General features: G+C 47.2%; 8 protein-coding genes. 4 read left to right on the top strand and 4 right to left on the bottom strand.

Annotated elements, in window-relative coordinates:
- Positions 1-189: 189 nt before the first annotated feature.
- Complete coding sequence (locus tag P9687_RS02965; RefSeq protein ID WP_035189865.1) at positions 190-1,368, bottom strand: pyridoxal phosphate-dependent aminotransferase; 1,179 nt, start codon at positions 1,366-1,368, stop codon at positions 190-192.
- 148 nt (positions 1,369-1,516) lie between these two features.
- On the opposite strand from P9687_RS02965, the gene P9687_RS02960 reads away from it, so the two are divergent.
- From P9687_RS02960 to P9687_RS02950, 3 genes are read left to right on the top strand one after another with little or no spacing between them, the layout of a single operon-like run.
- Entirely contained in the window at positions 1,517-2,140 is a 624-nt protein-coding gene (locus P9687_RS02960; RefSeq protein ID WP_035189866.1) for a YhbD family protein, read from the top strand.
- Positions 2,141-2,153: 13 nt separating this feature from the next.
- Positions 2,154-2,855, top strand: a complete 702-nt coding sequence (locus P9687_RS02955; RefSeq protein ID WP_035189867.1) for a polymer-forming cytoskeletal protein — start codon at positions 2,154-2,156, stop codon at positions 2,853-2,855.
- A 17-nt stretch (positions 2,856-2,872) separates the two neighbouring features.
- The gene (locus tag P9687_RS02950) at positions 2,873-3,592 is read left to right on the top strand and encodes a hypothetical protein (RefSeq protein ID WP_026104633.1); all 720 of its coding nucleotides are present in this window, start codon (positions 2,873-2,875) and stop codon (positions 3,590-3,592) included.
- A 1,532-nt stretch (positions 3,593-5,124) separates the two neighbouring features.
- On the opposite strand, the gene P9687_RS02945 is transcribed toward P9687_RS02950, so the two are convergent.
- Positions 5,125-6,519 carry an MATE family efflux transporter gene (locus tag P9687_RS02945; RefSeq protein ID WP_026104582.1) on the bottom strand — a complete coding sequence of 465 codons (1,395 nt, stop codon included), beginning with the start codon at positions 6,517-6,519 and terminating at the stop codon, positions 5,125-5,127.
- A 278-nt stretch (positions 6,520-6,797) separates the two neighbouring features.
- On the opposite strand from P9687_RS02945, the gene P9687_RS02940 reads away from it, so the two are divergent.
- Entirely contained in the window at positions 6,798-7,673 is an 876-nt protein-coding gene (locus tag P9687_RS02940) for a 3-hydroxyacyl-CoA dehydrogenase (protein ID WP_035189888.1), read from the top strand.
- A gap of 190 nt (positions 7,674-7,863) precedes the next feature.
- Here the strand turns inward: P9687_RS02940 and P9687_RS02935 are convergent, their stop codons facing one another.
- Entirely contained in the window at positions 7,864-11,385 is a 3,522-nt protein-coding gene (locus P9687_RS02935) for an AAA family ATPase (RefSeq protein ID WP_328228631.1), read from the bottom strand.
- On the bottom strand, positions 11,382-12,656 hold the full coding sequence (locus P9687_RS02930) for a metallophosphoesterase family protein (protein ID WP_035189872.1): 1,275 nt from the start codon (positions 12,654-12,656) through the stop codon (positions 11,382-11,384). The genes P9687_RS02935 and P9687_RS02930 overlap by 4 nt, the downstream gene beginning before the upstream one ends.
- Positions 12,657-12,937 lie beyond the last annotated feature (281 nt).

Genomic DNA, 12,937 nt, shown 5'->3' with positions numbered 1-12,937 from the left:
TTTTGCTGTCGGCTGCAAACACATGAAAATGGATGCGTAGTTTTGAAGTTAAGTTCACCTTCTTCGATAAACCGAGCGAAACATTGTTTTTTTGCTACCGGCTGCAAACACCATGAAAATTGTTGACTTAACCCCGATGCAAAAGCTTAAGTCTGTTTTACACGACATACGGCGGACTGGCCAAATGCTTCATAGTTGATATTCATTTGCCAGTTTCCTGAACGCTGCAAGCGACCGTTTCACTTTCTCTGTCGGGATGCAGTAGGAAATCCGGAAGTAGCTCGGAACGCCAAACGTATCAGAAGGAACGAGCAGCAGGTCATATTCAAGTGCTTTTTTGCAAAATGCCACAGCATCCTCTTCCAAGGCTTTCGGAAACATGTAGAATGTACCACCTGGCTTTGTGATGGAAAAACCCATATCGGTCAAGGCATCGTACAAAATATTCATGTTGGTTTCATAGACTGAAAGATCCGCCGTGATGTCCAGCACTTCGGCAACAGCGAGCTGGATGATTGACGGCGGGCAGTTGTGGCCGATGCCGCGTGAGATCTGGCCGCACATATTGACAATCAATTCCGCATCCGGGCAGTCCGGGTTCACAGCCACGTACCCGATCCGCTCGCCTGGCAGCGACAGCGACTTGCTGAAAGAGTAGCATGTAATCGTGTACGGATGATATTTTGCAACGTACGGGGCCTCTACACCCTTGAACACAATTTCCCTGTACGGTTCATCTGTAATGATATAAATCTCATGCCCGAATTCCCGCTCTTTTTCTTGCAAAATCTGCGCCAATTCCCGGATCGTAGCTTCAGAATAGACAGCGCCTGAAGGATTGTTTGGCGTGTTAATTAAAACGGCTGCCGTTTTGGGCGAAATCATCCGGCGGAACGCGTCAAAATGAATTTGAAAATTTTCCGTATCAGCAGGAACAACTTTTAACACCGCGCCCGTTTGATTGACGTATGGCACGTATTCCGGAAAATACGGCGCAAACGTGAGCACTTCATCTCCCGGTACGGTTACCGCCCTTAAAGCGTGTGCAATGGCGCCGGCTGCCCCCGTAGCCATAAAAATATGTTCTTTCCGGTACGGCATGCCAAACCGCTGTTTTAAGGAATCTGCAATTTTTTCACGGACTGAATCAATCCCAAGGCTCGGGCTGTAGCCGTGCACCGCCGGGTTTTTCGCAAGTTCCATAAGTTTTTCGGTAAAAGCTTGCGGGACCGGCACGCTCGGATTGCCAAGGCTATAGTCAAAAACATTTTCAGACCCGATTTCCTTTGCACGTACTGCCCCGTATTCAGCAATTTCCCGGATGACCGATTTCTGGCCAAGCATCCTTTTGAATTCTTCCGCAATCATGTTTTTCTTCCTCCTGAACATCAATCCTATGTATAGATATAACTATAACATATTTTGAGCCCGTTATGATGAAATTTTCTAAATTTGCTTTCTTGTTTACAGTATAACAGTGTTATGTTATATTAAAAATAGCAAAGGAGTGGCGAAAATGGATGAAGACTTAATTTCCAAAAAAGATCTGCTCGAACAAACCGGCATCTCCTATGGGCAATTATACCGGTGGAAACGGAAAAACCTGATTCCGGAAGACTGGTTTATCCGCAAATCGACGTTTACCGGGCAGGAAACCTTTTTCCCCCGCGAACGCATTTTGGAGCGGATTGAAAAAATACAGGCGATGAAAGAAAACCTTTCGCTTGATGCGCTTGCCGAAATGTTTGCACCGGGCGGCGGGAAACGGATCAGCAAGGCAGATATACTGAAACGGGGTATTGCCTCCGATTTTGTACTAAATTTTTACATCGAACAAACGCAGGCGCAAGAACAGGCTTTTCCTTTTGAGGAAGTGCTCTCCATTTTTTTATTGGAAAAACTTTTGCACGGCGGGGAGATTTCCCTTGAGGAAGGAAAAATGCTGGTTGGGCTCTTGCAGGATGCAGAAAAATCTTTTGCAACGGAAGGCACAAACGTATGGCTGATCCGAAAGTTCGGCGTTTCCACCTGCTTTTTGACAAAAAAGGCAGAAGATATTTTGTTTGACCGTGAAGCAAAAGTGATTGTCAGCCTTGATCTGATGGAGTTATCAGCAGAATTAAAAGGAAAATGGCTATAGGAGGCGGGCAAAAGTGGGAAATCTTGTCATAAACGGAGTCGCATCCTCAAACGGCGGGACTTTTGACGACGTCATCGTGAATGGAAAAGGAACAGTGAATAGTGAAATCAAGTGTAAAAATTTGGAATCAAACGGAATAGCGGTTTTTAAAGGAAACATTGTTTCACAAAATGCCACTGTCAATGGAACGGCAACCTTTCACGGTAGTCTCTCCAGTAAAAGCATGGAGGTTTCGGGATCGGCCAAGTTTTTGGATGATGTCCTGGCAGAAAATCTTCACGTATCCGGGAATGCAAAATTTGGCGGCAAAGTGAAAGGAACGGAAATCCTGCTTGAAGGGAATGTGTCTGTTGCCGGAGATTGTGAAGCCGAGGAAATCAACATCCACGGCACCGTCAAAATGGAAGGCGAACTGAATGCCGAAAAGATTGAAATGAACCCGTTGTGGCGCTGTTTTATCCGTGAAATGGGTGGGCAGCAGATCACGGTGAAAAAAGTCAATTCTATTTCAAGCTGGTTGAAGCCGTTTACGCCCACGGGCCTCACGGTTGACAGTATTGAAGGGGATGATATTGTGCTTGAAATGACGACAGCGAAAGTGGTGCGGGGCGCCCGTGTAAAAATCGGTCCAAAATGTGAAATTGATCTTGTGGAGTACAAAGATACGTTTGAAAAAGACAGCTCAGCGGTTGTGAAAGAATACCGGAAAATATAAAGAAAGGCGTGCAGAACATGGAGAGAAATCCTTTGATTGTGAATGGTTCGGGCGCTTATGGCGGCGGATTGTACGGAAATGTTAAAGTGAACGGGGAAGCGGAAATTGTCGATGCGCTCGATTGTTTGAACTTGTCGATCCGCGGTACAAGCAAGGTAAGCGGCAATACAACCGCCAAAACGATTTCAGTTTTTGGCGAGGGGATATTTGCCGGCAGTGTAGAGGCAGAGAAATTGAAAGTTTCAGGCAGCTGCCGGATTGAACGGGATGCGGAAATCAAGACCAGCCTTGTACGCGGGGAGATGGAAATTGGCGGCCGGTTCAGCACGGAAAAAGCAGAGATCAAAGGGTCGCTTGACGTCAAAGAAGATGTCGAAGCAGAGGCTTTTATTTCAAAAGGAAAGTTTCTAGTTGGCGGCCTGTTAAATGCGGAAGAAATTGAAATTGCGTTAAAGTATAGCAACAGCCGCGCGGGAGAAATCGGCGGGAAGAAAATTGACGTCCGCATGCAAGGCGGGCTTCCCGGCATGTTTGGGAAAAAACGGCATCTGTTGCAGGCTGATATCATCGAAGGAGATCAAATCTATTTGGAATACACTGAAGCCGGCACGGTTCGCGGGGAAAATATCGAAATCGGCCCCGGCTGCAAGATCGGTTTAGTGGAATACACGGGAACGCTGAACATTTCAAATGAGGCAGTGGTCGAAAAACAACAAAAAACAGGAGCCCATTCTTAAACTGGGAGCTGAATTTGCTCCCTTTTTTGTCTCCCGCTGCCTGATGAAGACATTTTGGACGCGGATGTTTCGCGGCACACAGGCATTTGGATTGGGGGCCGGGCCAAGTCTACGTTAAGAAAGCGGGGGGAAAACGACAATCTTGACTTAGAACCCCTCTAATTGAACAAAAGCTCAACGCTCCCGAGTGGTTTGTCTAGTTAGAAGGTCCAATTAGACAAAAGCTCCCCGATCGGCGTTCGTTTTGTCCAATTAGCGAGGTTAACTGGACAATAGCCCCACGCTCCCTGAGTGTTTTGTCCAGTTAGAAGTTTCAATTAGACAAAAGGTCCTGCACGGCGTTCGTTTTGTCCAATTAGCAGGGTTAACTGGACAAAAGTTCCCCGCTCCCGAATGTTTTGTCTAGTTAGAAGGTCCAATTAGACAAAAGTAAACCGTGGGGGTTCGTTTTGTCCCATTAGCGGTGTTAACTGGACAAAAGCCCCACGCTCCCCGAGTATTTTGTCTAATTAGAAGGTCCAATTAGACAAAAGCTCCCCGACCGGCGTTCGTTTTGTCCAATTGGCTGACCTGCGTGAAGAAGCGAGAAAAAAGATATTCCGGCGTTGTCAAACTCGCTTTTGTTCCTCTTGAACCCTGCAGCCCAACCTGTTTCGCCCCCTATTCCGATCGCGGCCACTCCCTTTTTTCCAAATAACGGAAGCCCCACCTTCTTGGCAATCCTGTTTTTTTCTTGAACGGCATGCTTCCCAAATGAAAAGGCAGTGCGATGAACGGGTACTTCATCGCACTGCCTTTAGTTTGGTATTACAGGGGACCCAACCATGCCGCATCCTGTATACATTTTCACATTCGGGGGGTAACTCCCCAATGTATGAATGGAGTTTTCAGCCTTTTCCCGGCTGCCGGAGTGTGATGTTATCAGGATGCCTGTCGTCGGCTCCGTGACAGATACAAATCTTTGTTAAGATTTGCTGCTTTTAAAGCTTGTGCCTTAAAAGATCCGTAACTGATCCGGCTTTCCTTTGCCTTACCATATTCTTTTGCCTGAAAGTTCATTGACATTTCATTTGACTGTTCAGCACTTTTTCTCATGAATGAATTGCTTTGCGGCCTTTTCCTTTTGAAAACTTTCCTTAGAAAACTTTCATCGTCGGAAACTGGTTCCCCAATTGCTTTCATTCATTTACTCAAGTGCCTGGAGTTTCCATGATGCTTCAAATCACTTTTTCGGCAATCGTTTATGTTCCGGCAAAAGGTTTGCTTTTCAGCTGCTTGAACGGGCGGAGAGCATTCGCCAATTCCTTTTTAGTGGACCGGTTGCGCTCACCGTTCTGGGCTTTTCGAAATATACGCGTGAAGACGGAACCAATCGGGATGGTTGAGTCTCCTGCAATCCCAAACTGTAAGGGCTTTCCCTCCTTACACTTGTAGTATAGCATGGGCAGCCGGAAAAAGCTGTGTCGAAATTGTTAACGTTTTCACATTTTGAAAACTAAAAGCAGTGCGGACGATCGCACTGCTTTCCGTCGTTAAACCAGTTTATGCGCATACCATTTGGCACCTTTGAAGCGGTTCATAAAAATGAGCCCGCGCACACCCCATTCGGCAATCATCGCGACCCAGACGCCAATGATGCCAAAACCGAATGTAATCCCTAAAATATAGCCGAGTATGACCCGCAAAAGCCACATTGACAGCAGCGAAGCGACCGATGTAAATGTTGAGTCACCTGCTGCCCGGAGCACGGCCGGCATAATAAAACTTTGCGGCCATAACAGCGGCTGCCCAAACGCAGAAATCAGGACAATCGTAAAGATCGTCGGAATAATTGAGTCAGGCGGATTAAACAATTGCATCATGACAGGGAAAAACGGCAAAAGAACCGCTGTCGTTACAACATAAAGTAGAGAAGACAAAACAATAAACGACTTTGCAAATTTCCGTGCGTCATCGATATTCCGCCGGCCCATGCATTGTCCGACAATCGTTACAATCGCAATGCTAAGCGCATTCGGTCCAATCTGGAAGAGCAGCGTGATTGAACTTGCGATCGCATTTTCCGTCAACGCCAATGTCCCAAGCTGCACAATAAATGTCTGTGTCAGCAGTTTCCCGCCGTTAAAAAAGATTTGTTCCGCCGCAAACGGGATCCCGATAAACATCACTTTCTTCAATAAAGAAAAATCAAGGTGAAGCGCATTTTTTATTTTAAAACGAATCGTCTCATTGTACTTCATAACGTAAAAAATGGAAGCGATCATACCGAAAACTCTTGCGCATAAAATGGATGTCACAAGGCCGACGACGCCCATATGAAAAATGGTAATAAATACAACATTGAGCACGGTATTCGTTAAGTTCATAAACAGCGACAAGCCGAGGCATGGCTTTGTTTCTCCGACGCCGCGCAAACCGCCCAGTACTGCCTGGAAAATCGCAATAAAAGGATAGGAGAGACAGCTGCCAATCAAATAAATTCTCGCATTATGAAAAACGGCTGCATCTGCTTTCCCGAACAGTAAATTGAGTGTCGGCGTGTTGAACACAATCACAAACACGGCAAGCACGACCGAAAAAATAGCAACAGCAGAAATGGCTTGTGTCGCCGTCTTTGACACCATTTCTTTATTGCCGATTCCTTTATACTGGGCAACAATCACCGTTCCACCGGTTGCGATTGCAATAAATACGTTGACAAGGAAAATATTCAATGAATCTACCATGTTTACGGCACTGACAGCACTAACGCCGGCAGAACTGATCATCGCCGTATTTAGAAAACTCATTAAGATCAAAAACGCCTGATCCACCAAAATTGGGATAATAATGCCAATAACTTCCCGATAATCTATAGAATCCCCCGTTAAATATCTGTTCAGGTAAAAAGTAGACTTCTGCTTGAGTTTGACAGCTTTGATTTCCATAAGACCTCTCTTCTTCATTTTGCGGGCTTTTTCATCCGTTCTTTTGAATGCAACCCATATTATATCACCTTGATAAAAAGAGTAAAGCTTTTTCGCCTAGCGAAATTTACGATTTTGTGAATAGCAGGCAACCCGGAAAATAAGCGCCAGCACGCCAAATGAGGCCTGTAAAACTGCATTTTTCCATTGATAGCCATTCAAATTTTGACGCTTCATTTCCATGGTGATACGATAGATATGTAAGGGGTTACATAAAACGCGAGAAAGGGCGTATGATGATGAACTTTCAAAATATCACCATTGCAGGGAGCGGCGTACTCGGGAGCCAAATTGCCTATCAAACGGCTTTTAAAGGCTTTCATGTATATGTTTATGATATTTCTGCCGAGGCAATCGAACAGGCAAAAGAAAGAATTTCCGGGTTGAAGGCCCGGTACCAGAAAGATCTTGGTGCAACAGAGCAAGAAGTGGACGCAGCCTATCATAGAATTTCTTTTTCTGATGATCTGGGACAAGCTGTAGCCACTGCCGATCTGGTCATTGAGGCCATTCCGGAAGTGGTTTCCATTAAAAAGGACTTTTACCAAAAGCTTGGAAAATTGGCACCAGAAAAAACGGTCTTTGCAACGAACTCATCGACCCTGCTGCCAAGCCAGTTTGCAGAAGCAACCGGCCGCCCGGAAAAATTTCTGGCGCTCCATTTTGCCAATGAAATTTGGAAATACAATACAGCAGAAATCATGAAACATCCCGGTACAGGTGAAAAAGCGTTTCAGGATGTGATCGCATTCGCAGAGGCAATTGGCATGGTGGCGCTGCCTTTGCACAAAGAGCAGCCGGGCTATATTCTGAACTCATTACTCGTACCGCTGTTGGAAGCAGCCCAAATACTGCTGGTAAAAGGGGTTGCCGATCCGGAAACGATTGACAAAACATGGCGCATTGCAACAGGCGCCCCGGCCGGACCATTCCAAATTCTGGATGTTGTCGGCATCAACACCGCCTACAATATCAGTTTGGCAAAAGCAGAAACTACCGGCGATGAACTGTATAAAAAAATAGCAGACTTGCTGAAAACGGAATACATTGACAAAGGCAAACTCGGAAAAGAAACAGGAGAAGGCTTTTACAAATATTCTTCCACCGAATCCTGATGTAAAAGAAGGACCCGCACAAAGCGGGGCCTTTTTTATTTTGTCTTGCTTTTATAGTGATCCCGAAAAAACTTAATTCAAAAGCCACAGCCATAGATAGAAAAGAATCAACCTGTATCTGGTAAACATTGCAGCACTTACTGAATGGGCCGGATAAAAAGCAAAAACGGATTTGTTCGGCAAGCCCTGTTTAATGCACGGCAATTTTCTGCCCGTGGAAAGCCAAGTACTGGACGGCTTCCGGCGGGGCGATTTCCTGCATCATGTCGACAAGGCGCTGATGATGTGTGAAAAAGATGATTTGCGTGCAGCTGGAAAGTTCGAGCAATACTTTCAATGTTTCTTTTGAACGTTCATCGTCGAAATGGACGAGGATGTCATCGACAATGAACGGTAGCGGCTCGTTTTCAGCTGCGTATTTTTCAATGCTCGCAAGGCGTAAGGACAGATACAGCTGGTCGGTCGTCCCGTCGCTCATCCCGTTCAGCGGCACATTCTCCCCGCCGCGCACGCCCATTAAAACAGGCTCGTCCTGCTCGTTGTAATCCACCGCCAACCCGTCAAAAGAATGAAGTGTCAGCCGCGCAAAAATATCACCCGCACGATTTAAAATCGGATTTTGATTTTGGCTCCGGTAAAATTCAATCCCCTTTTGCAGCAAAGCGGCAGCGAGTTTCAACTGGATATATTGCTCCGTCAAACTGGCGATTTGCGCATGCACGCTTTCCCTTTCCTGGCCGGCTTCAATGGCTGTCATGTTGGCGCCGCGAATCTGTTCTTCGTATTCTTTTTTGACCGCCCCATATTCCTGCTCCACCTCGGAACGCGAGGCTTCCAAACGGTCAAGTTCACGACCGGTTTCCGCCAAATCGGCGTCAATCGAATCTGCATCAAACCGGGCCGCCTCATCAAGCAATTCCTGCAGTGATTTACCGGCACCCGCATCCAGCATGTCCGCTTCGATTTGCCGAATGTCTTTTTCAAAACTTTTTTTCAGCAGGAAAGCTGTTTCAATTTGCTTTAGTTCTTCGATTGTGCTGCAGCCTGCCTGTTGGAAAAGTTCTGTTAAAACCGCTTCAGCTGCTTCCAGTGCTTCTGTTTCTTCTTTTCTCTCATTCTCCAAGTCTTCTAAACGGCGTTTGAGCTTTTTCAAAGCGGCATCGTCCTGTTGGGCATTTTGCAATAGCTGATACATCTGGCTTACGGCAACAGCGGCATTCTCCCCGTTCGATGGAAGTTGGGCCGTTTCAAGGATATGCTGCACTTTTTCTTCAAAGCGCGCCATTTTTTCAGTAACGGCTTGCTGCTCTTTTTCAGTCTGGTTGTATGCATCATAGAGTTGCATACATGTTTCATAGCGGACGAGCAGGGATTCAGCAACCGCCGGCGGCACCTCTTCCAATATTGCCGTGCCCGCGACAGCCGAAGACCAATTTGCCAGCCATGCTTCGCGTTTCTTCCCGATTTCCGCTTTCTCCGTTTGCATCTCTTCCCGTTTTTCTTTTAAATCGCGGATAGCCGTTTCGAGGCTGTCCTTCTTTGCGGCAAGATTGCGGACTCGTTTCAATTCGTTTTCTGCAAGACTTACCAGTTCCGCAAGCGGCTGCCCTTCTGAAACGGCGGCAAATGTTTTCAGCACGGCAGATAGCGCATTGCAGCAGTCCGCATGGCTATCATGAAGCGCGCGCATTTTTTCTTGCGCCTTCTCATAATCCTGCATCAAGCTTTTAATTTGCGCGTGTTTTTGCAGCCATTCCCGCATCTCTCCAGGCGTAAGCGGACGGATTTGCGCCGGCGCCCAAAGATCTTGCCAGGCGGATTCCCACGCACGCAAAGCTTCTTCAAGCCCGGATTTCTCTTTTTCAAGCTGTTCTTTTTTCCCGCGGAACTTTCTAATATCGGCTAAAAGTTTATTCTTCTCGCCGACTTTTTCCGCTTCCAGCCGCATCGTATCCGCAATCTGGTCAGCTTCAAGGACATGTTTCTCATAAACCGACGCGGCCGGCTCTCCCTTTGTATATGTTTCAGCCGTTTCAAGCCAATGGCCGGTTTCAAGTTTGGTGCGTATCAGCTGCCAGCCGGCATCCCTTAAGGCACGGACGGCCGACAGCTTTTCTTCAGACGGGATCTCGGCAATGGAATCAAGCCGGCGGATGCTTTCTTCTGAAACTTCGATGTCCTCTTTCAACCGGGAAATCCGGCTTTGCACCGAATCCAGCTGCCGCGTCAATTGCTCCGCTTCTTTTTCAAACTTTTTCACCGTTTCTTCCAAACCGGGCACCGGAAGTTTGACAAGTTCTTCCACCCCGCCATCCCATAACGGCAAAGCACGGACGGCTTCTTCCACTTGCCGCTGTTTTTGCCGGCATTCCGCGGCCAGCTCGTGTATCGCCGCTTCCACGTCTCCCGCACGGTTCACCTTGGTCAGGACGGCTTCCAGTTTTTCCACGTCCGGTAGATCAGGCAAGGCAGCCAATTCTTCCAGCTTCTTTGCCAGCTCTTTTTCCAGTTTTTCGCCTTCCCGTTTCAATGATTCATAAGCCTGGTCGAGCAACGGCTTTTGCTTGCAAAGCTCGCGGATCATTTCTTTTTGGGCGGAAGGCAGCCGGTAAAGTTCTATATTTTCAACGGCTGCACGGCCCGGGTCGATCTCCTTCATAACGGACATCAATTGGGCTTGGAGCTGCTGCTTTTTCCCTTCGAGCTCAGGCAGCATTTTTTCATCGTCTTCGTACTGTTGCACTTGGCGGTAAAGGGCTGTAATCGCGGCAGCCTGTTCTAAAATGTGTTCCGGAATGCTGATTTCTTTCATTTCCGCTTCGGTGCCCGCCAGTTGCCGGGAAATTTTGTCCAAGTTTGCCCGGGAAGCGTTCCATTTGTTTTCCGCTTCGGCACGGACTTCTGCAATATTATCCGGAAGATCCGGGACATCGCCGAGCGCTTCCAATTTTTGCAAAAGATTTTTCCGGTTTGCGATCTTCGGCAAAATCCATTTGACCCGTTGCAGCTGTTCTTTTTGGCTGCGCAGCGTCTTTATTTTTGCGGTGAGGGCGCCGAGTTCTTTTTCCAACTCCCGGTAACGCGCCTCGAAAGCTTTCCATGCCTGTACTTTCAACTGCTGCTCACTGATTTTTTTCGAAAGCTCTTTTTCCCGCTTGAGCAGCTGATTTAATTCAGGGACGGAACCGGTTTTTTTGTACAGTGCGCCTGCCTGTTTGTCAAAGTTCTCGAGAACCCGGCGCAGCACATTGATGCCCGAAGCGGCGGTGAAAAAACTTTCCCCGGCATTGCCCCCGCTTTCCAAAAGGCTTTCGCCGCCTTCACGAAGACGGACATGGTCAAGGGCAAACATGTTTAAAAACTGGGATTCCGGCATATGGTTTAAAAAAGCCGCGACCGTATTTTCCGGGACCGGGTTGCCGTCCGGGTCAAGTGCCGTATTCTTTTTCCCTTTTCTACGGGTAAACTGCAGGGCTTCCCCTTTTGTGTTGCGCAAAAGCCCTTCAATTCTTAATTTCGTATTGCCATGGAGGAAAGCGTCGTTCGTTTTTTGCGGAAATCCGTATAAAAAATGCGTAATCGAGCGGAGTGTTGTACTTTTTCCGGCTTCGTTCGGCCCGAACAGCAGATGGAAGTTTTTCTCCGGATCAAAGGAAAACATCTGATCTGTAAAATGCCCGTAAGCAAGCAGGTTCAAATAATCAAATCTCATGCCTTTTCCGCCCCCGTTTCCGTTAAGGAATAAAGAATGAAGTCTTCCACATCTTTTATCCGCTTTTTGACGAGGCCAGGGTTGGAAAAATCAAACCCGTCTTCCCCTTCTTTCAGTTCATGCGGAATGGCCTGGCGGATATCGCTGAATTCATCCAGCAGCGCTTCAAGCATCTCCTCATCTTCGGCCGTGCTGCGGATAAATTTTAGCACCGTCCCGATTGGCGATTGTTCATCGGAAAAGGCATCGGCATCGTTCAGCCCTGTTGTCTTGATTTTTACTTTCTCCACCCAGATTTCGCCGAAACCTGTCTCAAGCGCAATGGAACGCAGCTGGTTCAAGAGGAGGTCTTTTTTTGCAATCAGTTCCCTGTGCATTTTCGTTGCGCCGGCCAATTCAAAACGCACCGCCAAGTAACGCCCGTCTGCTTCCGCATATGCCTTTTCAAGCGCACTGCGGGCCGCGTCCATGAGCCCGTCCACCGTTTCGATGTCGCCCATATCAACCGGGCATAATGTCCAGCGCAACACATCAAGCGGGATGGGTTCCATCTTTTCAATCGTACCGTCTTTTACTTCCACATAGGTGCAGCCCTTTTCTCCTGTCTCCCGAATATGCCGTCCCTGGATATTTCCCGGGAACAAAATCGCGGGGTCATGCGGATGGAGCAATTCCCGCATATGGATATGGCCGAGCGCCCAATAATCATACTGCTTCTCCATCATATCTTCTATCGTGCACGGCGCGTAATTTTCATGCCCTTCACGCCCCGTCGCGCTTGTATGTAAAATGCCGATATTGAAATAGCCTTCTTTTTTCGGCGGATAGTTTTTCACAAGATTTTCTTCCACTGCCCGTTGTGCAAAACCTTGCCCGTGAATGGCGACGCCAAACGCATCAAGGGTAACCGTTTCCGGCGCTTTTACCGGAAATTCGTGCACATTCTCCGGCAGTTTCAGAGATTTCGTCATCAAATTGGCCGCATCATGGTTGCCGCGGATGAGGAAAACAGGAATGCCTTCTTTCTGCAGGCGCACCATCTGGCTTGTGAAAAAGAGGCCGGTATTGTAATCTTTCCAGTTGCCGTCATACAAATCGCCGGCAATGATGAGAAAATGGACTTGCCGTTCAATCGCCGCATCCACCAAATTTTTAAATGCTTCACGGGTTGCGCCGCGGATTTTTTCCACTGGTGCCCCCTCGTATTGCTCCAGGCCGGCCAAAGGGCTGTCCAAATGAATATCAGCCGCATGGATAAATGAAAAAGACAAGGCACTCCCTCCCAAATTTAAAAACGAGAACATTTATTTGCTATTTTAATTTTACATGGACAGGGAGGGAATGATCAAGAGAAAAACCGTTTTTCTGAAAAATTTTTATATTTAGGTAAGTTTTTTGCAAGCCGTTGTAGTTTAAACAGAGGAGTTACACCTGGCTAATTCCCAGTTTATATTGAATATCGTTCACCAGTTTTTGGTATCTTTTTTCTTCCCGGAAAACTGCAAAAACGGGATTTTCCTTTACTCTCCTACCACCTGCATCAGAAAAGGGC

This window comes from Weizmannia sp. CD-2023 (assembly GCF_036225245.1).
Lineage (GTDB): Bacteria > Bacillota > Bacilli > Bacillales > Bacillaceae_C > Weizmannia > Weizmannia faecalis.
This window is presented reverse-complemented; position numbering and strand designations above follow the sequence as displayed.

Bases quoted from the DNA above. Each gene is read 5' to 3' on its own strand.
- P9687_RS02940 (WP_035189888.1), top strand. From the start codon at position 6,798: ATGAACTTTCAAAATATCACCATTGCAGGGAGCGGCGTACTCGGGAGC.
- P9687_RS02935 (WP_328228631.1), bottom strand. From the start codon at position 11,385: ATGAGATTTGATTATTTGAACCTGCTTGCTTACGGGCATTTTACAGAT.
- P9687_RS02965 (WP_035189865.1), bottom strand. From the start codon at position 1,368: ATGATTGCGGAAGAATTCAAAAGGATGCTTGGCCAGAAATCGGTCATC.
- P9687_RS02950 (WP_026104633.1), top strand. From the start codon at position 2,873: ATGGAGAGAAATCCTTTGATTGTGAATGGTTCGGGCGCTTATGGCGGC.
- P9687_RS02960 (WP_035189866.1), top strand. From the start codon at position 1,517: ATGGATGAAGACTTAATTTCCAAAAAAGATCTGCTCGAACAAACCGGC.
- P9687_RS02945 (WP_026104582.1), bottom strand. From the start codon at position 6,519: ATGGAAATCAAAGCTGTCAAACTCAAGCAGAAGTCTACTTTTTACCTG.